Annotated in this window: 22 protein-coding genes and 2 pseudogenes; 9 read left to right on the top strand and 15 right to left on the bottom strand. The window is 72.1% G+C overall.

The annotated features are described in order from the left end of the window. The first annotated feature begins 109 nt into the window (after positions 1-109). Positions 110-475, top strand: coding sequence for a DUF952 domain-containing protein (locus tag AOQ53_RS24050; RefSeq protein WP_059420335.1), 366 nt, complete (start codon positions 110-112; stop codon positions 473-475). 21 nt (positions 476-496) lie between these two features. Next, positions 497-1,207 carry a DUF4328 domain-containing protein gene (locus tag AOQ53_RS24045; RefSeq protein WP_059420332.1) on the top strand — a complete coding sequence of 237 codons (711 nt, stop codon included), beginning with the start codon at positions 497-499 and terminating at the stop codon, positions 1,205-1,207. On the opposite strand, the gene AOQ53_RS24040 is transcribed toward AOQ53_RS24045, so the two are convergent. Together AOQ53_RS24040 and AOQ53_RS24035 are read right to left on the bottom strand one after the other, a co-directional pair. Then, complete coding sequence (locus AOQ53_RS24040) at positions 1,204-2,082, bottom strand: putative RNA methyltransferase (RefSeq protein ID WP_059420331.1); 879 nt, start codon at positions 2,080-2,082, stop codon at positions 1,204-1,206. The genes AOQ53_RS24045 and AOQ53_RS24040 overlap by 4 nt on opposite strands. A 196-nt stretch (positions 2,083-2,278) precedes the next feature. Beyond that, a pseudogene (locus tag AOQ53_RS24035) lies at positions 2,279-2,554 on the bottom strand (silent information regulator protein Sir2); the annotation flags it as partial. A 69-nt stretch (positions 2,555-2,623) separates the two neighbouring features. Between AOQ53_RS24035 and AOQ53_RS24030 the strand changes: the two are divergent. Both AOQ53_RS24030 and AOQ53_RS47765 read left to right on the top strand, forming a co-directional pair. Continuing rightward, positions 2,624-3,643, top strand: coding sequence for a cytochrome c oxidase assembly protein (locus AOQ53_RS24030; RefSeq protein ID WP_099054675.1), 1,020 nt, complete (start codon positions 2,624-2,626; stop codon positions 3,641-3,643). Further along, complete coding sequence (locus AOQ53_RS47765) at positions 3,630-4,523, top strand: class I SAM-dependent methyltransferase (protein WP_167745757.1); 894 nt, start codon at positions 3,630-3,632, stop codon at positions 4,521-4,523. The genes AOQ53_RS24030 and AOQ53_RS47765 overlap by 14 nt, the downstream gene beginning before the upstream one ends. Positions 4,524-4,854: 331 nt before the next feature. Here AOQ53_RS47765 and AOQ53_RS24015 read toward each other — a convergent pair whose 3' ends face one another. The 9 genes from AOQ53_RS24015 to AOQ53_RS23975 all read right to left on the bottom strand — a co-directional run bounded on the left by AOQ53_RS24015 (position 4,855) and on the right by AOQ53_RS23975 (position 15,522). Then, a complete protein-coding gene (locus AOQ53_RS24015; protein WP_059420328.1) occupies positions 4,855-5,346 on the bottom strand; it encodes an RNA polymerase sigma factor in 492 nt (163 codons plus the stop codon). Further along, a complete protein-coding gene (locus tag AOQ53_RS24010) occupies positions 5,343-5,984 on the bottom strand; it encodes a class F sortase (RefSeq protein WP_059420326.1) in 642 nt (213 codons plus the stop codon). The genes AOQ53_RS24015 and AOQ53_RS24010 overlap by 4 nt, the downstream gene beginning before the upstream one ends. Then, positions 5,981-6,385 (bottom strand): hypothetical protein, encoded by a 405-nt coding sequence (locus AOQ53_RS24005; protein WP_059420325.1) that lies wholly within the window; start codon positions 6,383-6,385, stop codon positions 5,981-5,983. The genes AOQ53_RS24010 and AOQ53_RS24005 overlap by 4 nt, the downstream gene beginning before the upstream one ends. 170 nt (positions 6,386-6,555) lie before the next feature. After that, entirely contained in the window at positions 6,556-7,194 is a 639-nt protein-coding gene (locus AOQ53_RS24000) for a response regulator (RefSeq protein WP_059420323.1), read from the bottom strand. Then, on the bottom strand, positions 7,191-8,396 hold the full coding sequence (locus AOQ53_RS23995) for a sensor histidine kinase (protein ID WP_174523336.1): 1,206 nt from the start codon (positions 8,394-8,396) through the stop codon (positions 7,191-7,193). Before AOQ53_RS23995 ends, AOQ53_RS24000 begins: the two co-directional genes overlap by 4 nt. Before the next feature lie 5 nt (positions 8,397-8,401). Next, complete coding sequence (locus tag AOQ53_RS23990; RefSeq protein WP_059420319.1) at positions 8,402-10,606, bottom strand: MMPL family transporter; 2,205 nt, start codon at positions 10,604-10,606, stop codon at positions 8,402-8,404. A gap of 111 nt (positions 10,607-10,717) precedes the next feature. After that, the gene (locus tag AOQ53_RS23985; RefSeq protein ID WP_059420317.1) at positions 10,718-12,700 is read right to left on the bottom strand and encodes a glycoside hydrolase family 97 protein; all 1,983 of its coding nucleotides are present in this window, start codon (positions 12,698-12,700) and stop codon (positions 10,718-10,720) included. Positions 12,701-12,886: 186 nt separating this feature from the next. After that, complete coding sequence (locus AOQ53_RS23980) at positions 12,887-14,545, bottom strand: alpha/beta hydrolase (protein ID WP_059420316.1); 1,659 nt, start codon at positions 14,543-14,545, stop codon at positions 12,887-12,889. Between the two features lie 458 nt (positions 14,546-15,003). Further along, complete coding sequence (locus AOQ53_RS23975) at positions 15,004-15,522, bottom strand: hypothetical protein (protein WP_059420315.1); 519 nt, start codon at positions 15,520-15,522, stop codon at positions 15,004-15,006. A gap of 105 nt (positions 15,523-15,627) precedes the next feature. On the opposite strand from AOQ53_RS23975, the gene AOQ53_RS23970 reads away from it, so the two are divergent. After that, positions 15,628-16,971, top strand: a complete 1,344-nt coding sequence (locus AOQ53_RS23970; protein ID WP_059420313.1) for a BTAD domain-containing putative transcriptional regulator — start codon at positions 15,628-15,630, stop codon at positions 16,969-16,971. Positions 16,972-17,030: 59 nt separating this feature from the next. Here the strand turns inward: AOQ53_RS23970 and pip are convergent, their stop codons facing one another. Continuing rightward, on the bottom strand, positions 17,031-17,999 hold the full coding sequence (gene pip, locus AOQ53_RS23965) for a prolyl aminopeptidase (protein ID WP_059420312.1): 969 nt from the start codon (positions 17,997-17,999) through the stop codon (positions 17,031-17,033). 57 nt (positions 18,000-18,056) lie between these two features. On the opposite strand from pip, the gene AOQ53_RS23960 reads away from it, so the two are divergent. Beyond that, complete coding sequence (locus AOQ53_RS23960) at positions 18,057-18,563, top strand: MarR family winged helix-turn-helix transcriptional regulator (protein WP_236711766.1); 507 nt, start codon at positions 18,057-18,059, stop codon at positions 18,561-18,563. Between the two features lie 269 nt (positions 18,564-18,832). After that, complete coding sequence (locus AOQ53_RS23955) at positions 18,833-19,771, top strand: amidohydrolase family protein (protein WP_099054677.1); 939 nt, start codon at positions 18,833-18,835, stop codon at positions 19,769-19,771. 100 nt (positions 19,772-19,871) lie between these two features. Here AOQ53_RS23955 and AOQ53_RS23950 read toward each other — a convergent pair whose 3' ends face one another. Further along, positions 19,872-21,923 (bottom strand): glycoside hydrolase, encoded by a 2,052-nt coding sequence (locus AOQ53_RS23950; RefSeq protein ID WP_059420310.1) that lies wholly within the window; start codon positions 21,921-21,923, stop codon positions 19,872-19,874. Between the two features lie 323 nt (positions 21,924-22,246). Here AOQ53_RS23950 and AOQ53_RS23945 point away from each other — a divergent pair, with 323 nt between their 5' ends. Next, the gene (locus AOQ53_RS23945) at positions 22,247-23,254 is read left to right on the top strand and encodes a LacI family DNA-binding transcriptional regulator (RefSeq protein WP_059420309.1); all 1,008 of its coding nucleotides are present in this window, start codon (positions 22,247-22,249) and stop codon (positions 23,252-23,254) included. Between the two features lie 68 nt (positions 23,255-23,322). Continuing rightward, on the top strand, positions 23,323-24,192 hold the full coding sequence (locus AOQ53_RS23940; RefSeq protein ID WP_059420307.1) for an LLM class flavin-dependent oxidoreductase: 870 nt from the start codon (positions 23,323-23,325) through the stop codon (positions 24,190-24,192). Positions 24,193-24,201: 9 nt separating this feature from the next. On the opposite strand, the pseudogene AOQ53_RS23935 reads toward AOQ53_RS23940, so the two are convergent. Beyond that, positions 24,202-24,860 (bottom strand): annotated as a pseudogene (locus AOQ53_RS23935) (response regulator). Continuing rightward, positions 24,851-26,016: sensor histidine kinase (locus AOQ53_RS23930; RefSeq protein WP_078945469.1), on the bottom strand; the 1,166-nt coding region annotated here is incomplete at its 5' end. The pseudogene AOQ53_RS23935 and the gene AOQ53_RS23930, both read right to left, overlap by 10 nt.

Below are 26,016 nucleotides of genomic sequence, written 5' to 3'. Positions count from 1 at the left end.
ATCAGCATCGCCATGCTCACGAGCGGCCCTTGACACCCCCAGCCCCGCCCTAACTGAACGGCGTTGGCTCTAGAGGCCCCCGGGCCCCAGGTGGCCTATAACGGGGGCCATGATCTACCACTCCATACCGCTCACCGACTGGAACGCCGCCCCCGACGGTCCGTACGCACCCGCCTCCCTCGCAGAGGAGGGCTTCGTGCACTGCTCACCGGACGAGCCGACCACGCTCGCCGTCGTCAACACCTTCTACCGGGACGCGCCCCGGCCCCTGCTGGTGCTCGCCCTCGACGAGGCCCGCCTCACCTCGCGGGTGGAGTGGGAGGCGGCGGACCCCGCCCCGCCGCCCGGGGTCGACGAGGACACCCTGTTCCCGCACGTGTACGGCCCCCTCGACCGGGACGCCGTCGACCACGTCCTGGAGGTGCGGTGGGACGAGCGGGGCCGGGCGGTGGGACTGGGGGACAGGACCGGGTGAGCCGTACGACAGGATGACCGGGTGAGCGATCAGGAAACCTCCGACCAGACCCCCGCCTCCGCGCCGGGCCCCGCCCTGCGCCCGGTCCGTGGCGCGGCCCACCGCGCCGTCGCCGCGCTCGCCGTGGCCGCGCTGGCCTGGGTGGTCCGGGCGGTCTGGCACGTCCGGCTGGCCATGACCGGGCAGCCGGCGTCGGGCCCGCCGGACCAGGGAGGTGGCCAACACCGCCCGCTGACCGCCCTGGAGGACTCCTACCACCAGGTCAGCTCCGTGGGCGGCGCCGTCACGGTGCTCTGCGCGCTCGCGTTCCTGTCCTGGCTGGACCGCGTCCGCGACAACGCCCGTGCCCTCTCGGGCGCGGAACCGCGGTACGGGTCCTTCTGGCTCTACCTGGGCTGGATCCTGCCCGTCGTGAACCTGTGGATACCCCGGGGCGTCGTCGCGGACGCCCACCGGTCCGTCTTCCCCGACCGGAGGCTGCCGGCCGTCGTGAACTGGTGGTGGGCCCTGTGGCTGGCCGGTCTGGTCGGCGGGGCGGGACTCATCTACACCGATTCCACCAACGAGGTCATCGCCCGCGCCTACACCGACGTCCTGCCCCTGCTCGCCGCCGACGCGGTGATCGTGGCGGCGGCCGGCACCGCCGCCCTCATGATCCGCACGCTCACCACCGCGCAGCAGCGGCGCATGGACGAGACCGCGCTGACAGGGCGCCCCGGGACCGCCCCCTAACGCCCCCGCGGCCGGTACACCGACGCGACGAACGAAGCCGTCACCCGCACCGGCGCCGCCAACTCCCCGACCTGGCGCCGCAGTTCCGCCTGCCCGATGTGATGCGCGGCCGGGCTCATGGTCACCAGACCGGCGACATCGTCGGCCGTGAGGCTCATGGCGTACTCCAGCGACTCGGCGCGCTCGTGCCGGAAGCGGTCCGCCAAAGTCCGGCGCAGGCGCTCCTCCTTCCTGGGATCGACTGCCAGCAGCCCGACGGACCGGCGCAGTTCGCGCAGGTGCCGGTCGCTGGGTGTCACGACGAGCAGGGCGCCGTCCGGCCGCAGGACGCGGTGGAACTCCGGCCCGTTGCGGGGCGCGAAGACGTTGAGCACGAGGTGGGCGCAGCCGGAGCGGACGGGCCACGGCTGCCAGACGTCCCAGCCGGCGGCCTCGGCGCGGGCGTGCGCGCGGGCCGTGGCGCGCAGGGCGGGCGCCGAGCTGTCCAGTCCGAGCCCCATGGCCCCGGGGAGCGCGTCGAGGACAGCCGCGAGGTAGTGACCGGTGCCCGCCCCGGCGTCCAGCACCACGGCGTCGGGCGGGGAGAGTTCCGAGGCGAGCCTCGCGAGGGTGCGGGCGAGCGGGTCGTAGTGCCCGGCCCGGAGGAACGCGCTGCGGCACCTGACCATGTCGGCGGAGTCGGCGCTCGCGGCGCGCCGGTGGCCGGTCAGCAGACTGACGTATCCGTGGCGGGCGATGTCGAAGGTGTGCCGGCCCGCGCACCGCAGCGTGCCGTCGGCACGCTCCAGGCCCGACGGGCACAGGGGGCAGGTCAGGACGGTCAGCAGCCGGTCGGAGGGGCGGCGTCGGCCGGTTCCCGGATGAGTGGTCGGCATGAATGCTCCTCGACAGCTCAGCGGGACCAGGGTCCAGGCCCTGCGCCGAGCTGGATGCAGGCGGTGAACGGCGAGTCGTCGGCGCCCGCGGGCGGCGGGCACGCCGAGGACGGCGACGTGACCAGGTCACGTCGCCGTCCTCACCGCGGTGTCAGAGGAAGCAGTGCGGAATGCCGGTGCATGCCATACGGCCAGGCTACCGGCTGCCCCCGAACGTCACGACGAGGCGCCCGTCCGGGGCGAAGGACCAGCGCAGGGCCCCGGCGTAGGAGGAGCAGCGGGAGCCGTTCGAACCGGACCAGAACTGGTTCGAGCCGTCGGAGTCGCCGATGACCCGGTCGTTCGACCCGCTGTCGCACGAGGTGTTGTTCCGGAACACCGACGTGCCGCCCGAGTCGAAGTCGAAGTTGCGCTGCTCGTTGCCGACGCTCACGTTGTCCGAGACCAGCATCGGGCCGGTGTTGCGGTTGTACATGATTCTCATTCACACTCATGAACAAGTGATCGGCGTCTCCTTAACTTCGACGGCTACCGTCCGCCCGTGAGCGAACTGTCGGCTGTGTACCTGCCGGAGCTGACCGCCGGGCGGCTGCTCGGCTCCTGGCGGCTGGACGTTCCCGCGCTGCTGCTCGTCGTAGCCCTGGGCGGGCTCTACGGCTGGGGTGCCGCACGAGTCCGCGGCCGGGGCGGCTCCTGGCCGCTCACGCGCCTCGCCGCGTTCGTCGGGCTCGGGCTCGGCGCGATCGTCGTGGCCACGATGTCCGGGCTGGCCGTCTACGACCATGAACTGTTCTGGCCCGCGGCCGTGCAGAACGTCACCCTCGATCTGCTCGCGCCACTGGGTCTCGCCCTCGGCGACCCGTTGCGGCTCGCGGTCGAGGCGCTGCCGGAGGGCGGTGCGGGCCGGGCCCGGCGGGTCCTGACCGGCCGACTGGTCAGAACGCTGACGTTCCCCCTCGTCAGCACGGTCCTGGTGCTGGCCACGGAACTGACCGTCTACTTCACGCCGTACTTCGCCACCGCGCTGCGCGTCGGCTGGCTGCACGAGCTGATGTATCTCCATCTGCTGGCGGCCGGCTGCCTGTTCGTCCTGCCGGTGCTCACCCGCGAACAGGCTCTGCCCGCCTGGTGCACCCACCCCGTCCGGGCGGCCCTGGTCTTCCTGGACGGCATCGTCGACGCCCTCCCCGGGCTGGTCGTCATGACGCACGGCACCCTGATCGCGGGCGCCTGGTACCTGCACCACGCGCCGTCCTGGTCCCCCGACGCCCACCACGACCAGCAGATCGGCGGCGGCGCCATGCTCGGCATCGCCGAACTGGCCGCCCTGCCCTTCCTGTTGGCGATCCTCGCCCAGTGGGTCCGCGCCGAGCGCGCGCAGACGGCGGCACTGGACCGCCGGCTCGACGGCGAACTCACCCCTGCCGCAGCGGAATTCGAGCGGGGCCGGGCTCCCGAACTCGTGCGGCCCTGGTGGGAGACCGAGAAGGGCGAGGTGGCGGAAAGGGTGCGACGGCAAGGGCACGACGCCGGGCAGGCTGACCCGTATGGCGACCTATGACACACTCGGCGCGACCTACGCCCGGACACGGCGGCCCGACCCGCGGATCGCCGCGCGGATCCACGCCGCGCTCGGCGACGACATCGCGGACGTCCTCGACGTCGGAGCGGGCACCGGCTCCTACGAACCACCGGAGACGGTCCTCGCGGTCGAACCCAGCCGGGTCATGCTGGACCAGCGACCGCCGGGAGCCGCACCCGGTGTGCAGGCCGTCGCGGAACGCCTGCCGCTGCGGGACGACGCCGTCGACGCCGTGATGGCGGTGCTGACCGTCCACCACTGGTCCGACCCGGCGGCCGGGATCAGGGAACTGCGCCGGGTGGCCCGCCGCCGTGTCGTCGTCCTGACCTGGGACCAGGACGTCTTCCGCGAACGGTTCTGGCTGGTACGGGAGTACCTCCCCGAGGCGGCCGCGTTCGACGACACCCGCGCCGTCCCCGTCGGCCGGCTGGCCGCCCTGCTCGGCGGAGCACGGCAGGAGACGGTCCCCGTCCCCCACGACTGCACGGACGGATTCGCCGCCGCGTACTGGCGCCGCCCCCACGCCTACCTCGACCCGCGGGTGCGCGCCGGGATCTCCCTGCTCGCCCAGACCGGCGAGGACGTCATCGCCCCCGGCCTGGCGCGGCTCGCCGACGACCTGGCGAGCGGCCGCTGGCACCCGGCACGCCGGGCTGCTCGCGCTCGACACCGTCGACGTGGGCTACCGGCTGTTGGTGGCCGACCTCTGATCCGTGCCCGGCCCGGTCGCCGAGGGGACCGGCCGCGCCGAGGTCGGTGCGGCCGACGGGGGGCGGGGCTCGGCCGTCGGGCCGGTCGAGTCGCTCGTGCGGGGGCGGGTCGTGGCGGGTGCCGGGGCCTCGGACGGAGAGGCCGATGAAGGCGAAGGCGTCGATGAGGGCGAAGCCGCCGATGGATGGGAAGTCGGTGCCGAGGTCGCAGGCGCCGTGCTCGCGGGGGGCGGGGCCATCGGGATCGTCGGGGAACGGGCGGGCTCCGGGGCGGTGAGGCGCGGGGGGAGGACGATGAGGGCGGCCGCCGCGCAGCACAGGCCCGCTCCGGCCGCGGCGCGCAGAACGCGCCGGCGGGTCGCCCTGCGGCGGATCGCCTCGTACTGGCCGGGGGGTGCGCCCAAGTAGTCGGGGGAGGTGGGCCGCAGGATCACGGCGAGCGGGTCGTCGGGGCCGGACTCCCGGTCGTCCGGATCGTCGTCAAGACGTGTGGTCAAGGCTTCTCCTCAGGTGGACGCGGAGCAGTTCCCGGGCCGCGTGCAGGTCGGCCTTGACCGTTCCTTCCTTGCGCCCGGTCAGCACGGACACCTCCCGGATCGGCATGTCAGCGTAGTAGTGGAGGAGGATCGGGACGCGGAGTCGTTCCGGGAGCGACTGCACGAGCAGGCGCACCGAGGGGTCGGCCTGCTCGGGGTGGGGCCGTACGGCGGCTTCCGAGGTGACGCGGTGCATGGCCCTGCGCTCGCGCTCCAGTTTGCGCCAGTGGTCCCGGACGAGGTTGGCCGCGGTGACGTAGAGGAAGCCGCGGGGTTCCGCCACCGACGTCCAGCGGGCCCAGAGCCGGGTGAACGCCTCCGAGGCGATCTCGTGGGCCGTCTCGTCGTCGTCGACGAGTCGGCGGCACCAGCCGGCCAGGCGCGGATAGAGGGCGGCGAACAGCTCGGACGCGGCCTTCTCACGGGACCGTTTCAACGCTCTCCAGGGGTGGGGGGCTCGGCGCCGCTCAGCGCGGCGAAAACGATCACGTTGTCCGCGTATCCGTCGCCGGTACGCGCTCCGCCGCACGTGATCAGCCGCAGCTCCGGGCGGTCCACGTTCCCGTAGACGTCGTCCACCGGGAAGCGGGTTCTGGGGACGGTCCGTACCGCCGTGACGGCGAACTCCGCCGCCGTGCCGTTCTCCAGGCGCGCCACGATCCGGTCGCCGCGGCGCAGCCGGGTGAGGTGCCGGAAGACGCCGTCGCCGTACGTGCCGACCGTGACGTGCCCGAGGATCACCGACGGGCCGGTCTGGCCCGGAGTGGGCGAGTGCCGGTACCAGCCCGCCCGGTCGTCCGCCGTGGCCGGCGGCACCCGCACCGTGCCGTCCGGGGCCAGGCCCAGCCGGATGACCGGGGTGTCGACACCGATGGCCGGGACCAGCAGCCGGACCGGGACCGAACGGACCAGGGGGCGCGCCCCCTCGGCCGGGACCGGCCGAGGGGAAGACTGCGGCTGTGGCGCGGTGGTTCCGGCGTCCGGTGCCGTCCGATGCGTCCCCTGGCCTCCGCATGCCGTGAGCAGCGACGCCAGCGCCGCCGTCGTGAACGCGCGCCTGGAGAACGGGGTCATGCCCCGGTCGCCCGGCGACGCCGCACGACGAGGACCGTCCCGCCGCCCACGGCGAGCACCGCGGCGGCGCCCGCGCCGACCGCCGTACCGCCGAAGCCGGAGTCGGAGGCCGAAGACGCCGTCGTCACGCCGGTGTCGGGCGCGCCGCTCGGTACGACGGAGACCTGGTCGTCGGCCGGTGCCCGGGTCGGCTCTCCGCTCGGGGCCGGGTTGGCGGTGGCCGGCGCGCGGGTCGGTTCGGCACCGGCCGTCGGTTCGGCGCTCTCCTCCGGCTGGGGGGTGGACTCGGCGGCCGTCGGGGCCGGGCTCGGGGTCGTCGCCTCGCTCGCGGACGCGGGCCCCGTGTCCAGGAGTACGGCGGTGCCGGCGAGGGCCAGGGCGGTGAGGACGGTTCGGCGCATGGGAACGCTCTCCTTCGTCGGTCCCGCTCGGTGAAGGGCGGGGTGAGTGACGGGTCGTGCGGAGAGACGAGGCGGCCGAGGGGCAGGTTGTAAAGAGATGGCAAAGTCCGGACCGCGTGTGGTCGTGCCCGCACGTGGCCCGGGTCGCGAGACACACGCAGCCGGCCGGCTCAGGGCCTGTGCAACAGCCCCCGTTCCATCGCCACCACCACCGCTCTCGTACGGTCGTTGACGTCGAGCTTGGCGAACAGCCGGAGCAGATGCGTCTTCACCGTGGCCTCGGCGATGACGAGGCGGCGGCCGATCTCGGCGTTGGTCAGGCCGTCCGCGACCGCGTTCAGGACGTCCGCCTCCCGGGCGGTGAGCGGGATCTGGGCGGGCTGGCGCATGCGGGCGACCAGCCGTTCGGCCACCCGGGGCGCCAGTACGGTCTCACCGCGCGCCGCCGCGTGGATCGCGTCGGCCAGTTGCTCACGGGTGGTGTCCTTCAGGAGGTAGCCGATCGCCCCGGCCTCCACCGCGCGCTCGATCTCCGCGTCGGTGTCGTACGTCGTCAGGATCAGCACCCGCGTGCGGGGGAAGCGCCTGACGATCTCGGCCGTCGTGGCCACTCCGTCCAGCACCGGCATCCGCAGGTCGACCAGGGCGACATCGGGATCGTGGCGCTCGACGAGGCCGAGGGCCGCACGGCCGTCGCCCGCCTCGCCGACGATCTCGATGCCGGTCTCGGAGGCGAGGAGGGCCACCACTCCGGCCCGCATGACGGTGTGGTCGTCCACCACGATGACGCGGAGCGCTCCGCCGGTCATGCCGTCGCCCCGCTCTCCGCGGCGGCCGGCGGTATCAGCGCCAGCACCCGCGTCCCGTCGCCCAACGAACTCGTCACCGTCAGCCTCCCGCCCAGCTCCGCCAGCCGTTTGCGCATGCCGTCCAGGCCGAAACCCGCCGACTCCTCCACCACGAACCCGGTCCCGTCGTCGGTGATTTCGAGCTCCACTCCGTACGGCTGCCGGGCCAGGACCACACCGACCGTGGAGGCGCGGGCGTGCTTGCGCACGTTGGCCAGGGACTCCTGGGTGCAGCGCAGCAGCGCGATCCGGGTCTGCTGGTCGCACTCCAGGTCCGCCAGGTCGGCGTCGACGGTGAGGCCGGTGTCCTCGGCGAAACGGTCCAGGGTCCGGCGGAGGGTCTGCGCCACGGAACCGGCGGCTGCCTGGCCGGGGCGCCGGGGCGAGCCGACCAGTTCCCGGGCCTCGGCGAGGTTCTCCCGCGCGGTGGACTCGATCGACCGCAGTTGCTGGGCACTTCGGGCCGGTTCGGAGTCGAGCCCCGCCCGGGCCGCCTCGGCCAGCACGATGATCGAGGCGAAGCCCTGTGCGAGGGTGTCGTGGATCTCCCGCGCCATCCGCTCCCGTTCGTCCGCCGCGCCCTGACGCTGGTGCGCCTCGGACAACTCGGCCTGGGTCTCTTCCAGTTCGGTGATCAGCCGGGCCCGCTCGGCGCTCTGCCCGACCACCGAGTGTGCCCACAGCCCGATCAGCACCCCCACGGCGACGACGATCAGCGTGGACACGAGCGTCTCGGTGAAGAACTCCACCGTCCAGCCGTCCTGCCGCAGCACGCTCGCGGTCAGGGTGGCGGCCGTGGCGAGCCCCAGGAACGCCATCGAGGCCCTGGGCGTCCGCCCGAACATCCAGTAGTGCGGCAGCGTCACCATGAACAGCGCCGCGTAGTTGCCCCGCAGATACGCCAGCCCGCCCAACGCGACCACCAGCACCGACAGATAGACGTGCGGCCGTACGACGGGATTGGAGGGAAAGCGGTCCAGGACCGCGTACGACAGCACCACCCCGCCCAGCAGGGCCAGCGCCGCGTACTTGCTCTCGCCGGGCCGGTCAATGGCGACCAGCCCGACGGCCATCACGGCGAACAGCAGCCAGCACACCGCGTTCCAGCGGCGCAGTGAGGTCGCCCAGAAGGCGTCGGCGGTGGACCCGGCGAGAGCGGTCATAGCGATCAACGTACGTCGATCGCCGCGTGGGAGGAGGTCTTTTTCTCCGGGGCTTCCGGAGCCGGCCGCCCCGGGCGCGAGGGCCACCAACTCGCCTCGCCCAGCAGCAGCATCGCCGCCGGCAGCACCATCACCCGGACCACGAACGCGTCGATCAGCACGGCCGCCGCCAGGACGAAGCCGATCTGCTTCATCTCGATGATGTGCAGGAAGACGAAGCTCGCGAACACGGTCGTCATCACCACCGCCGCGCTGGTCACCACGCTCGCCGAGGAACGGATCCCGTCCAGCACGGCCTGCCGCGTGGGCACGCCCGCGAGCACCGCCTCCCGGATCCGGCTCACCACGAACACCTGGTAGTCCATCGACAGCCCGAAGAGGATGACGAAGAGGAACAGCGGCACACGCGACCCGATCGACCCGGTGGACCGGAAGTCCAGCAGCCCCTCGGCCCACGTCCCCTGGAAGACCAGCACGAGCAGCCCGAGCGCCGCCGCGGCGGACAGCAGGTTCAGGGCGACGCCGAGCAGTCCGAGCACCACCGAACGGAAGGCGTACACGGTCATCGCGAACGTCACAAGCAGCAACGCGCCCAGCACCAGGGGCAGTTTGCTGTTCTGGTGGGCGGGATAGTCGGCGTAGCGGGCGACATCCCCGGACACGCCGTACTCGGCGCCGGTGATCCGGCCGACGGTCGCGGGCAGGAAGTCGTCCCGGAGCCGGTCCAGGGAGTCGTACGCCTCGTCGGAGTTGCCGAGGTACGGCACCTTCAGTTCGAGGGTGCTGGTGCGCCCGTCTGCGGAGGACCGTATGCGCGAGGCCTCGGTGAACAGCGGGTCGGCTGCGGCCCGCCGGGCCACCTCCCGCAGGGCGCCGCCGATCTCCGGCGATCGCGAGGCATCGGCACGCACGACGACCTGGTGGGTCACCCGCTGCTCCGGGAACGCCTCGTTGAGCCGGTCGTAGACCTGCATGGCGGGGATGTCGCGGGAGTGCGTGTCCCGGCTCATCTCCGTGATCTTCAGTCCGGCCAGCGGGACGACGAGGGCGAGGAGCGTGACGACCGAGACGCACAGGGTGGCGAGGGGGTGCCGGGCGGCGGGCCGCAGCAGGGCGTTCCACACCCGGCCGCCGCCTGTGCCGCCTCGTACCCGCCGCGCCGGCTTTCCGCGCTCCGCCCGTCGCAGCGCCCGGCGTTCCGCCCGCCGCCCCAGCTTGACGAGCAGCGCGGGCAGGGCCGTCAGCGAACTGGCCACCGCGACCAGGACGACCACGATGGTGCCGGTCGCGAGGGAGGAGAAGATCACGTCGGAGGCCAGGTACAGCGTCGCCGTGGAGGCGACCACCGCGAGCCCGGAGACCACGACCGCCCGGCCCGAGGTCGCGGCGGCCAGCTCCACCAGCGCCTCGGAGGAGAGCCGCCCGCCGGAGCGGGCCCGTTCCTCCCGCTCGCGCTTGAGGTAGAAGAGCGTGTAGTCGACGCCGACCGCGAGGCCGATCATCAGGATGACGTTGGTGCCGACCCCGGCGTCGGGCGACACGTGCGAGACGACCATGGAGAGCCCGACCGCCGCCGCGATCGACGACAGCGCCAGCAGCAACGGCACCCCGGCCATGGTCACGGAGCCGAACACCACCATCAGCGTGACCAGGGTGACGGGAAGGGTGATCGCTTCGGACAGCGCCAGGTCGTCACTGCGCTGCTTGTCTACGCCCTTGCTCACGGAGGGACTTCCGGTCTCCTCCAGCAGCAGCCCGGGGTGGCTCTTCTGCACCGCCGCGGTCTGCGCCATGAGCGCGTCGACCTTGTCCTTCGCGTCCCGCTCCTCGCCTTTCAGCGCCACCTCGACCATCAGGATCCGTCTGTCCTCGGACAGCAACGGGTCGGCCACGCCCGCTACTTCGGGCAGCCGCCGCATCCGGTCGGTCAGGTCCTCCGCGGCGGCCCGGGCGGTGCCCTCGTCGAGGGCACCGCCCGAACGGGAGGAGATCAGCACCTGCTCGGCGGCCCTGCGCTCCAGATGTGCCTCGGCCGCCAGGGCCTCGGCGCGGCCGGCCTCGCCGACCCGGTAGTCCGCCGTCTTCGCACTGTTCGTGCCGACGGCACTGCCAACTCCCAGACACAGCGCCACGAACACCAGCCAGCCGGCGATCGCCCGCCAGGGATGCCGCGCACTCCAGCGCGCCACGCGCACAGACAATGAGTTCATGCCCAAAAGGCTCGCCGAGCTGGGCAGTTGCCGGACAGAGGTACTCGGTTGAACCTGCCGTCCACCGGCCGGTGGACCCGGGCCCTGGGGAAAACCCCACCCGCTCCGGGATCAGCTCGGCTTCAGGACGACCGCCTGTCCGCCCGCCGGCGCCATGGCCACGTCGAGCGTGTCGGCGGCGGTGACGGTCCGGGTGCTGACCACGACCGGGGTCCGGAACGGGCTGGTGCCCGGGGTGCCGTCGGCGTAGACCGTCGCCGTGTAGGTGCCGCTGCCGAGGAAGGACAGGGGCAGGGACAGGGTCCTTGCGGACTCGTCGGTCATCGCGCCCAGGTACCAGGTGGAGCCGCCCCGGCGGGCGACCGCGATGTACTCGCCGATCGAGCCGGCCAGGGCGCGGCTCTCGTCCCAGGTCACCGGCACGGCGTTGAACCACGGCAGACCGGGCCAGTTGGCCGGGTTGTTGTACTTGGACGGCTTGTCGTACCAGAAGAGGAAGTTGAGGGGCTGGTAGTACACCGCGGCCATCGCCATCTGGTGGGCGTTGGTCGTCTTGTCGCGGGACTGGCCGTAGCAGATCGTGTAGTCCATCGGGCCGCCGATGTTGCGCGCGAACGGCAGGGTCACGTTGTGCGTGGCGGTCGGGAACTGCTCGTTGCCGCGTACGCCTTCCAGACTGATCCAGTTCGGGTACGTCCGCTCGTAGCCGAACGGCCGGACGTCGTCGTGCATGTCGATCAGCAGCTCGTACTTGGCGGCGGCCTTGGCCCAGTCGATGATCTGGTTGGTCATGGACTGGGTGCCGTCGTTGATGAAGCCGAGCTTGATGCCCCGCACGCCCCAGCTCTTGTAAAGGGCGAAGAGGGAGTCCGCGTCGGTCAGTGCGAGCCGGTTGACGTAGAGGAAGAGGCCGATGCCCTTGCTCGTGGCGTATGAGATGACCGACGGCAGGTCGATGGCGGCGATGGGCTCGGTCGCGTCCCGGGTGGTGAACTCCGGGCCGTACCAGCCGGCGTCGTACTCGATGTACTCGATCCCCCGGGCCACGGCGAAGTCGACGCCCGCCAGCCCGGCGGCGGTGGACAGTTCGCAGCGGAAGACCTTGCCCGGCCTGATCCATGAGGTGTCGGGAAGGGCGTTCGGCGGCGCCAGGTTGAGCACCAGCTCGGCGTTGTCGACGAGTTCGGCGTGGGTGGCCCCGATCACCACCGCGCGCCACGGCGTGGCGAAGGGCGTGGTGACGGTCGAGGTCGTCTCCACCGGGCCGGTGCCGCGGGCGGTGTGCTCCATCAGGAAGGCGGAGAGGGTGTTGGGCTCGCCGGCCACGGAACCGAGCATCAGCCGCGGGTAGTCGATGCGCGAGGACTCGCAGACGCAGGCGATGAGCCCGCTGGTGAGGGTGGCGGTGAGCGGAAGGTCGGTGAGCGGGCCGTTGTCCGTGCCGGCCGTGCCGGTGACCGGTATGGAGCCCGGCGCGACCGGCTCGTAGGCGTTCTCGTCGCGGGCGCTGTAGACGGTGGTGCCGTCGGGGAAGACGAACGTCGTCAGCTCGTCGGCGACGGTGGCGGTGCCTTCGTCGAGGAGGAGGTAGCGCAGGGCGACGCCGGTCTTGTACGCGCGGACCTGGACGCCGAAGCGGATGCCCGACGCCCGGTCCTCCAGGTCCCAGCGCTGCTCCTGGTAGTGGTCGGTGACGGTCGCGTTGCGGCCGTAGACCGGGGTCCAGGTGGTGCGGTGGGTGCCGTACCGCTCCGCGATCACCTTGACGTCACCGCCGAGGACGGTGCCGTCGCCGAGCCTGAGGCCCAGGGCCGAGGTGCCGATCACCGTCCGGGCGTCGCGGCGGGCCGACCAGCGGAGCGCACCGTCCACCAGGGACAGGGTGACGGAGGTGCCGCCCATGCGGGCGGTGACGCTCTCCGGGCGGCCCGGCGGGGCGTCCGCGGCGCGGGCCGGGCCGGTCGTGGCGACCCCGGCCGCGCCCAGTGCGGCGGTGACGGCGGCGCCCTTGAGTACGACCCGGCGGGACGCGGCCGTCGGGTGACCGGCCGTTCTGTCCGCGGTGGGCTCTTCCGGTTCTCCCGAAGCTCTCATGGTGAGGGGCCTTCCCCAGTGGTGGGCGGTAAGCGGTAGTAACCGTTTTCTGCGAGTGCAGTTGTACGTGCCTGCGCAAGGTGGGGTCAAGAGGGAGGAACCGCAGGAACCGCTTTGGGAACACGCGAACACCCCGGGGGCCGGGCCTGATGCGGCCCGGCACCCGGGGTGCCGTGGTGCGGTCGGTCAGCGCAGGGAGCCGAGGCGGTCCAGGCGGTCGTTCACACCGTTGCGGAGCTCGCCGAGGGTCGTGCCCGGCGGGGCCACCTTCGGCGTGGCGGACGGCGGCTGGGTCTCGTCCGCGCAGGTCGTGCCACGCGCCGGGACCTTCAGGTCCACCAGGTAGCCGGTGACGGCGTCCGTCGCGCAGGCGCTGCGCCCGAAGGCGGTGTGGCCCTCGGCCTTGAAGGTGAGCAGCCGGCCGTTGTCGAGCTGCCGGGACAGGGCCACCGCGTCCCGGTACGGGGTGTCCGGGTCGCCGGTCGTGCCGAGCACGAGGATCGGCGCGGAGCCCTTCGCCCGGAAGGAGCCGTCGTAGCGGCTGGGCTTCTCGCCGGTCCACTGGACGCAGGTGGTGGCGTGCTGGTGGTCGTAGGTCGGCGGGCCGTACGCCATGGCCGGGCCCAGCAGCGGCGCCAGTTCGGCGTTCCTCGTGACCTGCCGCTTCAGCAGGGCCGGGTCACGCGGGTAGTCCTTGTCGACGCACTCGACGGCCACGTTCGGGTTGAGGAAGTCGTAGCTGGCCGGGGACGGCGGACGCAGCAGGAACGAGGTGTTGTCGCGCTGCTGCGCCTTGCGCAGGGCCCCGCCGAGGGAGGGCCAGATGACCTTGCCCTCGTTGATGTTGAACATCAGGCGGTAGACGAGGGTGTAGCCATTGGCCCGCCCGCCGTTCGCGGTCGGTACGGGATTGGCGTCCAGGTCGGCCTTGAGCTTCTCGAACGCGCCCCGGGGGTCGCCGTCGCCGAACCCGCACGTGTCCTGGTCCGCCTTGCACCAGTCGAGGAAGCGGCTCATCGCGCCGTCCAGGGCCAGGTACTGGGGCCGGTCGTAGGCGTAGGGCCGGTTCGCGTAGTGCTCGGGGTCGTAACCGCCGTCCAGCGCGAGCGCACGCACCCGCTCGGGGAACAGGGCGGCGTAGACGGTGCCGATGTAACTGCCGAACGACCGGCCGTAGTAAGTCAGTTGATTCTCACCGAGGGCCTGACGCAGCAGGTCGATGTCGCGGGCGACGTACTCGGTGCCCACGTACGGCGCCAGCTCGCCCGCGTTGTCCAGGCAGGCCTGGCCGAACTCGGCGGCCTGGCGCACGGCGGGCTCGTAGGCGTCCGGGCCGGGGACGCCCTTGGCCGCGGTGATGGCCTGGGTGTACGTCTGGTCGTCCCAGCACGTGACCGCTGAACTGCGCCCGACGCCGCGTACGTCGTACCCGAAGACGTCGAAGGAGTCGCGCATCGCGGCGGGCAGGCCGGCGTGGTTGTTGCGCACGAAGTCCACGCCGGAGTTGCCGGGCCCGCCGGGCTGGAGGAAGAGGGTGCCCTTCTTCTTGGCCTGGTCCGGGGCCTTCTTGCGGATGACCGCCAGAGTGATGGTCTTGCCCTGCGGGTCGCGGTAGTCCAACGGCACGTCGGCGTTGGCGCACTCGAAGCCCCCCTGGCAGTCGGACCAGGACAGGGACGGCACGGGCGGCTGCCCGGTGCTCCCGTCGGGCTCGGCGGCCATCACCTGGGCGGCGGTTCCGGCGAGAGCGAAGGAGACGGCGGCGGCGATGACGATCCTCAGACGCGGGAGGCGTCTGCGCGCGCGGGTGCCGGACCGTCTCGGTCCGTGAGCTTGCTTGTTCACTGTGGTCTTTCCCCCTCGGTGCGACGCATGTGCCGTCGAGCACCCTGTGGCGTGGCTGGGTTGTTGAAGTTTCTAGCTCACGCGGAGGGGGAGGGGAAGGAGATCGACCTTGTGGCCCTACTTCCACGCGATCTCTCCAGTACCCGGCGGTAGTTGCGGTGCCGTTCACTTTCGGAACGGTGGAGAGTACGGGTGGCGATGCGGGGTGCCTCGGCCCTTCGGCCGATCCGCGGGGGCCGGGTAGCTGCCTGGGATCCTTCAACTTTTCTTCCGGCAGGGGCGAATGTCGCCCCCACGCCCCCTCGTGACAAATGATCAACCTACCTGGCCTCTCCTCGACGGGGGCAGCCGTTTGCGCACTAGCGTTCCTGCGTCCCGCGAGACGGCGCTGGCCCACTACCGGGGCATCTACGACGCGCACTGAGCCCGGCCGGCCATCGGGGAGGGCAGGCGCCCGTTCAGCCGATGCGGGCGCACAGGTCGTCCGTCGTCCCGTGGAGGAGGCGTACGGACTTGTATCCGGTGGGACTGATCTCCATCGTGTAGACGCCGTCGACGAGGTACAGGCCGCGCGGCAGGCTCCCCTGGTCCTGGCCGACCCCGACGAGCACCGGCCCGTGCACGGCCCAGAGCTGGGAGCCGTCGGGCCGGTGCTCGACGACGGCCGAGCCGCTCGCGTCGGCGTCGTAGGAGGCGCCGGTCCCGGTGTTCGTGACGCGCACGACCAGATCGCCCTTGTACGCGACCCGCCGTACGGAGCCGTCGGGGTAGGTGCTCAGCACACGCCGCACCACCTCGTCGACGACGGGCTCGCCGTGGACGGGGAAGTCGCACCGCACGCCGGCGCCGACGTCCCACGGCGCGGACGGCGCCGGTTCCCAGCCCTTCGCCGTCTCCGTCGCCGTCTCCGCGGACGCGGGCTGCGTCCCGAGGAGCACGGCGGCAAGTGTCAGCGTCGCGAGGGTGGTTCGGCGCATGGTTCTCCCTGGGCAGAGGTGTGAAGGAAGCGGGCGTGCGCCAGTCTCTCCCCGGCCTCTGACCAAAGCCTGACCATCGACGTCCCGTTAGGCTGCCGGACAGCCATGGAGTTCCAACTGCTCGGTCCGTTCGCCGCCCGCCAAGAGGGACGGCAGGTGCTGGTGGGCAGCCGCCGCCAGGAGCGGTGCCTGCTGGCGGTCCTGCTGCTGCACGCGGGCCGCGCCGTCCCGACAGACCGCCTCATCGACCTGCTCTGGGATGACGAGCCGCCCGCCGCCGCCCGCGCCACCGTCCACACCTACGTCGGCCGCCTGCGTGCCGCGCTCAGGCCGCACGGGGTGTCCGTCGAGACCCGGCACGACGGTTACGCCGTGGAGCAGGGCCCTCATGGGCTCGACGCCCAGGAGTTCGTCGGGCTCGTCGGGCAGGCCGCCGATGCCGGTGACCCCGCGGAGCGGATCCGCCTGTACGACCAGGCCCTCGGGCTGTGGCGCGGCCCGCTGCTCGCGGACGTGGCCGACGACCGGCTGCGCACGCGCCTCGGCGGCGCGCTGGGCGAACTGCGCCTGTCCGCCGTGGAGCGGCGAGCGGAGGCCCAGCTCGCCATGGGTCTGCACGACGGTGTCGTGGCGGACCTGACGCCACTGCTGGTGGAGCACCCGACCCGTGAACGGCTGGCCGGCGCCCAGATGACCGCCCTGTACCGGATGGGCCGCCAGGCCGATGCGCTCCAGTTGTACGACCGCACCCGCGACCTGCTGGCGGACGAACTCGGCATCGAGCCCGGGCGCGAACTGCGCACGCTCCACGAGCGCATACTGAGCGCCGACCCCCGGCTGGACCGGCCTCCCGGGCCCGTTTACGCGGTCCGGGTCGGTGACCAGTGGCTGCCGTGGAGTACGAGCGGACACCCCGCGCTGGAGTTCTGCAACACCTACGCCGGGTGGGGCGGGGAGCGACTGCCCGGGTCGGACTGGCTGCGCGGCTACGCCACGCTCGCCGTATGGGCCGGTCACCTCGACCTGATCGAGGACCGCCAGGTCACCCGGCTGCGGGAACAGGCCCTGCGGCAGCCGGCCGAGGCCGCCGCCGTCCTCGACGAGGCCCGGCGGCTGCGTACGGACCTGTACGCCTGTCTGACCGATCCGCAGGACGGCCGGGCGTTCAAGGCGGTGGCCGGGGCGGTGGAGGACGCCGCGCGGCTGTCGGTCTTCACGCGTGGCGAGGACGGTCTCGGGCGCTGGCACCCGTCGCCCTCCGCCGGTCTGCGCCTGCCCGTCTGCGCGGTGGCCCGCAGCGCGGGGGAACTGCTCGCCGACCCGCGGCGGTTCACCGTCCGCGGTTGCCCCAGCCGGGACTGCGGCTGGCTGTTCCTCGACGAGAGCGGGCGGCGCCGGTGGTGCAGTCTGGCGACGTGCGGTGCCAAGCGGCCGGCCGGGGGCCGGTGACAGCGGCTCGATCCGACACCGGCGTCCGCACCGTCGGGACACTTCTGTCGGGGCAGTTCTTACGGGGTGCGGACCGGCCGGAACCGGTCCGTGGCCGCGAGCACCGCCTCCGTCGTGGCATCGCCCGACAGCCCGTGCCCCTCCTCGCCGATCAGCACGAGCTCCGCGTCCGGCCACACCTGGGCCAGCCGCCATGCGACGTCCGGAGGACCGCTGATGTCCATGCGCCCGTGGATCATCACGCCGGGGATGCCGGCGAGCTTCCCGGCGTCGCGCAACAGCGCCCCGTCCTCCAGGAAGCCGGCGTGCCGCCAGTAGTGCGTGACGAGGCGGGCGAAGCGCAGCCGGAAGTCCGCGTCCTCGTAACGGGGATCGGGCTTGTGCCCGGGGTGCGTGGACACGTGCACGTCCTCCCACCGGCACCACTCCCGCGCGGCCCGCTCCCGTACGGCCGGATCGGGATCGGCGAGCATCCGGGCGTACGCCTCCACCAGGCTGCCGTCGCGCTCCCCCTCGGGGACGGCGTCGCGGAACCGGGCCCATTCCTCGGGGAAGATCCGGCCCATGTCCCGGGTGACCCACTCCACCTCGCGGCGGGTGGTGTCGGTGACGCTGAAGAGGACCAGCTCGGACACGCGTCCCGGGTGCTGCTCGGCGTAGGCCAGCGCGAGCGTCACGCCCCAGGAGCCGCCGACGACGAGCCATTCCCCGATGCCGAGGTGCCGCCGCAGCAGCTCGATGTCGGCGATCAGGTGCGGTGTGGTGTTGGCGTCGAGCGAGGTCCGCGGATCGGCGGCGTCGGGTGTGCTGCGCCCGCATCCGCGCTGGTCGAAGAGCACGATGCGGTATACCGCCGGGTCGAACAGCCGGCGCCAGAACGGCCCCGCCCCGGACCCGGGCCCGCCGTGGAGTACGAGGGCGGGCTTGCCCTCCGGATTCCCGCAACTCTCCCAGTACACGCGGTTGCCGTCGCCGACGTCGAGCATGCCGTGCGCGTACGGCTCGGCAGGTGGATAGAGCCCGGCCATGAGTGACGCACTCTCCTCTACCCTCGGCAGGTATAACAGCGCTGTTAGATTAGCAGTGTGAACAGTGCGAGGAATCACCCGGATCCGGTCGCCGTGGGCACTCTGCTCCGCCACGTCCTGGAACTCCTGGACGGTGACGTGGCCAAGGTCTACGAGGAGCAGGGCCTGGCCGAGTACCGGCCCCGCTTCTCCCCGGTCGTACGGGCACTCCTGGCCGAAGGCCCGCTGCCCGTGCGCGACTTGGCCGCGGCAGTGGGCGTCACGCACTCGGCAGCGAGTCAGACGGCGGCGCAGATGGCCCGCGCGGGCCTGGTCACCCACACCCCCGACCCGCTGGACGCCCGCCGCCGCCTGGTCGACCTCACGCCGAAGGCCCGTGCCCTGCTGCCGCGGATCGAGGCGGAGTGGGAGGCCACGGTGGCGGCGATGGCGGAGCTGGACGCGGAGCTGTCGATGCCGCTGGGGGAGTTGCTGAGGGAGGTGGCGGAGGCGGTGGGGCGGCGGCCGTTCCGGGAACGGGTCGCGGCGGCGTACCGGCCTCCAAGGGGCGGCCCGATGCCGTGACCAGGGGGGTGGGCGAGCCCGCAGACAGGCCGTGCGGTGCCTGCCCCGCTCGCGCCGTCTGGCCTCCTTGACGCAAGAAGAACTGGCCGAACGCTCCGGTGTGTCCGTCGATGTGATCCGCCAGCGACTTGATCCATGACGAGGAGAGACGGCTGTGGTCGTGCCCCCCCCGCCCCCGCACGAGGAGGGCCGGGTCGTGACGGATCCCTCACCCCTCCCTCGCGCAAAGCAGTGGACCCACCACCTCACCCGGACCGATCGTGGACGGCATGGACGATCACCGTGTGGCGCCAGTCGACCCCGCCGGTTCGCCCGACCGCGTGACGGTGGGTGGTGCGGAAGCCGAGGAGATCCGCCGTTTCTGGGGGCGGCTCGGGCTTCCCGGGCTGGTCGACGTGCACACGCACTTCATGCCCGAGCGCGTGCTGCACAAGGTGTGGGAGTACTTCGACGGGCTCGGGCCGATGACCGGCGGACTGGAGTGGCCTATCACCTACCGGAAGGAGGAGGCGGAACGGGCGGACATCCTGCGTGAGTTCGGCGTGCGGGCCTTCACCGCGATGGTGTACCCGCACAAGCCGGGCATGGCCCGCTGGCTGAACGGCTGGGCGGTCGACTTCGCCCGCCGCACCCCCGATTGTCTGCACACCGCGACCCTTTACCCCGAGCCGGGCGTCGAGGCGTACGTCCGGGAGGCCGTCGAGGCGGGGGCGCGGGTCTTCAAGGCGCATGTGCAGGTGGGGGCGTACGACCCCGCCGATGAACTCCTCCAGCCGGCGTGGGGGCTGCTGGCCGAGGCCGGGATCCCCGTGGTGATCCACTGCGGGTCCGGGCCAGCGCCCGGCAAGCACACCGGCCCCGAGCCGATCGCGCGGCTACTGGCCCGGCACCCCCGGCTGCGGCTGGTCGTCGCGCACATGGGGATGCCCGAGTACGAGGAGTTCTTCGGCCTCGCCGAGCGGTACGGGGAGGTGCGGCTGGACACGACGATGGCGTTCACCGACTTCAGCGAGAGCTTCATGCCGTTCCCCCGCCGGGCCCTGCCCCGGCTGGCCGGACTCGGCGACCGCGTCCTGCTCGGCTCCGACTTCCCCAACATCCCCTATCCGTACGTGGACCAGCTCCACGCCCTGGAACGGCTCGACCTCGGAGACGACTGGCTGCGGGCGGTGTGCCACGACAACGCGGCAGGGTTGTTCGGGCTTTGAGGGCCTTTGGCAGTGACACCGCACGACGCCCCCGGCCCAACCGTCACCATGCGGTGCGGCGGGCCGAGGGCGTCGTAGCGGGCCGGTGCGGGAGGGAGCGCTAGCTGCCCGTCACGTCCGTCACCTTCCAGCGCTGGTTGGAGCCGGAGTTCGGCTGCCAGAGGCCGACCGAAGCGCCTTCGTTCGTGGACTGGCCCCCGACGTCCGGGAGCTGGCCGGTGGCGGCGTTGACCAGGGTCCAGGTGCCGTCCCCGGTCGTGGACATGATCCACTCGGTGGCCTTGTCGCGGCGGCCCTCGTCGGGCTCGGCGACCAGGGCGCCGTCGCGGACGGCCAGGCGCTTGTCCGAGGCGGCCTCGGTGAAGACGTACCGCTTGCGGTTGTCCGTGCCGCGGATCTGCTCCACCCGCCACTGCTGACCGCTGGGGTCGGCGGCATTGGCGCTCTTGATGACCAGGCCCGTGCCGTTGTCGGCGAGGGTGAGGTCCTTGCCGCTCTGGACGCCGGTCAGCCGGTAGGTGTGGCCCTTCTTCAGCTCGGCCGCGTCCTTGGCGACGCCGGACACGCCCTTGACGAGGAGGGACGTCACCGACTGGGCCGGCACGGTGACCGTGGCCTGCTTGCCCGAGACCCGGACCGCCTTCTGCTTCTCCAGCTTGCCGTCGGCGCTGGTCACCACGGGGGTGACGGTGGCGCGGGAGGAGACCCGGCCGAACTTCGACAGGTCGAAGGTGACCTCACGGGACTCGGTGGCGCTGTTGACGTGGACGACCGTCGCCGCGTCGCCCTTGCGGGAGACCGCCGCGGTGCTGGAGGTGTCGTCCGTCTTGATCAGCCGGTCGCCGGGCTTGATGAAGTGCGTGAAGTTGCGGGCCGTGTCGAACTTGGTGTTCGTGTAGATCGGACAGGTCTTGAGCGTGTCCTTGGAGGTGCAGCTGAACGGGAGCTGGATCTCGCCCCAGTTGCCGCCCTTCGCGGACTCGCCGCCCGGCTTCATGTTGTCGTAGTCCTCGACGGGCTGCCAGAACACCCAGGCGCGGGGCTCCAGTTCACGCAGGTCGTCGACGATGCGCTGGGCCAGGCCCAGGCCGGGCCGCATGTCCGTGAAGCTCTGGCCGTCGCCCCAGTCGCCCTCGACCTCGCTCATCCACAGCGGCTTGTCGGCGGCCTTGGCCAGGTCGCGGACGGTGGTGCGCTGGCCGGTGCCGTAGGTGTGGACGTTCATCTGGGCGACCAGGTCACGGACCTCCTGTGGGTAGGAGTTCCAGTTGGTGGCGAAGGTGCCGGGGTTGGTCTCGTCCATCGCGGATATCTCCGCGCCGCTCCTGGACTTCTCCAGGACCGGGGCGAGCGCGCGGAGGACTTTCTGCTGGAGCTCGGGGCCCATGTGGGCGCCCTCCTGGCGGCCTCCGGTCGGCTCGCCGTCCGGGCCGAGCCTGGTGCCCCAGTAGTTGGTGTTCGGCTCGTTGAACGGGTCGAGCGTGTCGACCTTGATGCCGTGCGCCTTCTCCAGCCGCTCGGTCGCGCCCACCAGGTACTTGGCGAAGTCCTCGACGGACTCCGGCTTCAGCTGGTCCTTGCCCGCGTCGAAGTTGCCGGAGACGTAGCCGCTCTCGGTCATGAACCAGGGCGGGGAGTTGCTGAAGGTCTCCCAGTGGGTGATGTCCTTCTTGATGCGGTCGACCCACCAGCGCTGCGTCTTGTCGGCGTGTCTGTTCCAGTCGGCCGGGTCCTCGGCGTCCCACCAGTCGACGTCCTCGCGGGTGGTGCCCGCCGGGGCCTTCCACCAGCCCTCGACCGCGCCGCCGGCCCGCAGGTAGTCCTTGACGTCCGGGGCGTTGCCGCCGCCGATGTTGTAGCGGGCGATGTTCAGCGCGAGGCCCTCGTCGCCGAAGAGGAGCTTGTAGAGCTTCTCGCGGACGGCGGGCGGGTAGTCGCCGGTGGCGTTGGCGAACCAGACCAGGCTCGTGCCCCAGCCCTCGAACTTCTCCTGCTTGTAGGAGGGGTCGGGGCGGACGGTGACCCCGGCCGCCTGGGCGGTGGGCTCGGCGTGCGCGGCGGGCAGGGTGGCGGTGGCCAGGATGGTTCCGGTCGCCACGGCGGTGACGCCGATGGCCCCGAGGAGCCTTCTCTTACGGGTGCGGTGTGCCATCTCGAGTACTCCAGCTCTTCTGCGTCCGCGTGTCCCGGCGGGAGCAGAGATCGGGGCCTACGTGGTGCGACTGATGCGGCCTTTGATGCGCTTTTCGGCCTTCTCGTACGATTTCGACTAGGCAATGTTTACGTAAACATCCACTGGCGGGATGTCTACACTGTCCGAATCTCAGGGGTCAAGGAGTCGTTCCGGACCGAAATTTGCGCCGGCTGCGCGGCGAGGGAAGCGAGGGGCAGGTGGGCACGGTGGACGGTGAGAGGGAAGCCATGGGCACGAGCCGTACGAGAAGGCGTCCGGCCCGCCCCCGGCAGGGCGCGTCCATGGCGGACGTCGCCCGGCTCGCCGGTGTCTCCTCCCAGACGGTCTCCCGCGTCTCCAACGGCTTCCCGGGCGTCACCGAGGACACCCGCCGGCAGGTCCTCGCCGCGATGCGGGAGCTGGGCTACCGCCCCAACAGCGCCGCCCGGGCGCTCAAGCGCGGCGAGTTCCGCACCCTCGGCGTGATCACCTTCACCCTCTCCACCATGGGCAACATCCGCACCCTGGAGGCCATCGCCACCTCCGCGGCCCAGCACGGCTACGCCGTCACACTGCTGCCCGTCGCCGTCCCCACTCAGGACGAGGTGAACGGCGCCTTCTCCCGTCTGGGCGAACTCGCCGTGGACGCCGTCATCGTCATCATGGAGATCCATCTGCTGGACGCGGCGACAGTGTCGCTGCCGCCCGGTGTGCAGGTCGTGGTGGCCGACTCGGACGCCGGCGACCGCTACACCGTGGTCGACACCGACCAGGCGGGCGGCGCCCGGGACGCCGTACGGCATCTGCTGGACCTCGGCCACGACACCGTATGGCACCTGGCAGGGCCGGAGGGCTCCTTCGCCGCCCAGCGCCGCGCCAACGCCTGGCGCGACACGCTCACCGCGGCCGGCCGCGTCACGCCGCCCCTGGTCAGGGGCGACTGGTCGGCCGAGTCCGGCTACCAAGCCGGGCTGCGGCTGGCCGAGGAGCCGGACTGCACGGCGGTGTTCGCGGCCAACGATCAGATGGCCCTGGGCCTGCTGCGGGCCCTGCACGAACGCGGCCTGCGCGTCCCCGGCGACATCAGCGTCGTCGGCTTCGACGACATCCCCGAGTCCGCGTCCTTCCTGCCGCCCCTCACCACCATCCACCAGGACTTCGCCGAGGTGGGGCGGCTGTGTGTGGAGGGGGTTCTCAGCAAGATGCGGCAGGACGGGGAGGAGCACGGTACGACGCTGGTGCCCACGCGGCTGGTGCGGCGGGAGAGTACGGGGGCCGCCGGGGCGCGTGTGAGTCCGCGGCCCGTGTGAGTCACAGGCAGCCTCCTTTGGCCGGATGATCCGTTGTCCGTGCCTGTGCCGTGCAGCACGATGTTGGGATGCGTTTCTCGATCAACATCCCGAACTTCGGTGACTTCGCCGATCCCAGAACCGTGGCCAAGGTGGCCGTGGCGGTGGAAGAGGCAGGGTGGGACGGGCTGTTCGTCTGGGACCACGTGGTGCACCGCAAGCACGAGGGCAGGCCGTTCGGGGATCCCTGGATGCTGCTGACCGCCGCCGCGCTGGCGACGTCCCGGATCAGGCTCGGCACGCTGGTCACACCGGTCGCCCGGCGGCGTCCGCAGCAGCTTGCCCGTCAGGTGGCGACCCTGGACGCCGTGAGCGGCGGCCGCGTGACGTTCGGCGCGGGACTGGGCGGGCCCATCGAGGACGAGTACGCCAGTTTTGGCGACACAACGGACACCAAGGTGCTGGCCGATCGGCTGGACGAAGGCCTGGAACTGCTCGGGCGCTACTGGTCGGGCGAGCCGGTGCACCACGACGGACGGCACTACCGGGTACGGGACGTGACACTGCTCCCGGCCACGGTGCAACGTCCCCGGCCTCCGGTCTGGATCGCCGGCTTCTGGCCGAACCGCCCGCCCATGCGCCGTGCCGCCCGCTGGGACGGTGTGGTTCCCCTGTTCACCGATGCCAGGCACGGTCACGTGCCGCCCGTCGAACAGGTCCGTGACCTCGTCGCCTACGTCCGCGAGCAGCGCGAGGGCGGCCCGTCCGACGCTCCCTTCGAGATCGTCCTCGGCGGTGCCACGCCGGGCGGCGACGCGGCCGGGACCCGCGATGTGATCGGGCCGTTGGCCGAGGCCGGGGCCACCTGGTGGGACGAGCGGCAGATCCAGACCAGCGAGGCGATCGACCGACTCGCACCGGTGCTGCGCCGGATCGAGCAAGGCCCGCCGAACCTGTAGCAGGCGACCTCAGCCGCCCGCTCCCGGCGTCACCAACCCCGCCTCGTACGCCACGATCACCGCTTGGGCCCGGTCGCGGAGTTCGAGCTTGGCGAACAGGCGGTTGATGTGGGTCTTGACCGTGTGGTCGGTGATGGTCAGGCGTTCGGCGATGTCCGCGTTGGAGAGGCCCTGGGCGATCAGAAGGAGGACCTCCATCTCGCGGGCGGTGAGGCGGTCGAGGAGGGACTTGGGGGCGGTGACGGGGCGGCGGGGGGTGAACTCGGCGATGAGGCGGCGGGTGATGCCGGGGACAGCATGGCGTCGCCGGCGGCCACCACCCGCACGGCGTGCAGGAGTTCGGGGAAGGTCGCGTCCTTCAGGAGGAATCCGCTGGCACCGGCCGCGAGCGCGTCGAAGACGTACTGGTCGAGGTCGAAGGTGGTGAGCATCAGCGCCTTGGTGGCGCCGTCGGTCTCCCGGAGGATCGTGCGCGCGGCCTGGTTGCCGTCCAGCTCGGGCATCCTGATGTCCAGCAGGGCCACGTCCGGGCGGTGGGCCAGGGCGAGGGCGACGGCCTGTTCACCGTCCTCCGCCTCGCCCACGACGTCGATGTCGTCCTGGGTGGACAGCAGGTTCACGAACCCGGTGCGTACGACCGCCTGGTCGTCGGCCACGATCACCCGGATCGGTTTCCGCGCCGTAACTCGTACACACCCTCCGCGAAGCTTTTCGCGCCCGCCCGCACCGGCAGTTCGGCCTCGATCAGGAAACCGCCCTCAGGACCGGCATGCCCGCTGGTCAGACGTCCGCCGAGCAGGTTCGCACGCTCCCGCATGCCGCTCAACCCGTGCCCGCCCGGGCCGGCTTCGGGCGTCTGGGGGCCCGCACCGTCGTCGGCGATCCGCAGCCGGACCTCGTCCTCGTCGTAGGTGAGACGGATGTCGACCGCGGCGCCCCGTGCGTGGCGGCGGGCGTTGGTCAGGGCCTCCTGGACGATGCGGTACACCGTGAGTTCGAGCGAGGGCGGGAGCACCGCAGGGCGGGTGCCCGTCGTGTGCAGGGACACCTCTCCGCCGCCCGACCGGTGGGCTTCCAGCAGCGCCTCCAGGGAGTCGAGCGTCGGTTGCGGAACGACGGGTGCCGCCTCCTCGGCACCGGCCTCGTCCGCGCGCAGCACGCTGAGCAGCCGGCGCAGTTCGGTCAGGGCCGAGCGGGCCGACGAGGCGATCTGCTGGAAGCCGTCGCGCGCGGGCGGGGACAGGTCGGGCGTGGTGTACGTGGCACTCTCGGCCTGGACGGCGATGACGGACACCGAGTGCGCCACGATGTCGTGCAACTCCCGGGCTACGGCCGCTCGTTCCTGGGCCGCGGCATGCCTGCGTTCCATGGCGATCAGTTCCCGCTGGGCCGCCTCGCGCGCCTGCCGGGACTCCTCCCGGCTGCGGGTGGCGTCCGCGACACCGACCGTCGCCACCACGCCCACGGCCAGCACGAACGACTCCGTGAAGTACGACAGCGAGCCGTCGGCGCCGACGGCGGGCGCCCGGCCGCCGAGGTCGTACACGCCCATCGCCACATGGCCCGCGTTGACGAGCAGCGAGCCGGTGATCGCCCCCGCGCTGAGCGGTGCGGGGTGCGGGACGCGGTGGCGGGCGAGCGTGTGGAGGCCCATGACCCCCGCCACCGCCACCGTCATCAGCAGCTCCGGCCGGAAGAGGAAGTTCAGCAGCGCCGCCGGCACCACCAGGAGACCGACGCGGGGCACGCGCCGCCGCCACAGCAGGGGGAGCACCACGATGGGCAGTGTGGCCAGGACCGTCGTCGAGGTGATGCGGGCGTGCA

The sequence above is a fragment of the Streptomyces azureus genome (assembly GCF_001270025.1).
Taxonomy (GTDB): domain Bacteria; phylum Actinomycetota; class Actinomycetes; order Streptomycetales; family Streptomycetaceae; genus Streptomyces; species Streptomyces azureus.
Note: the sequence above shows the minus strand (reverse complement) of the source record. Positions and strands in the feature narration are given on the sequence as shown.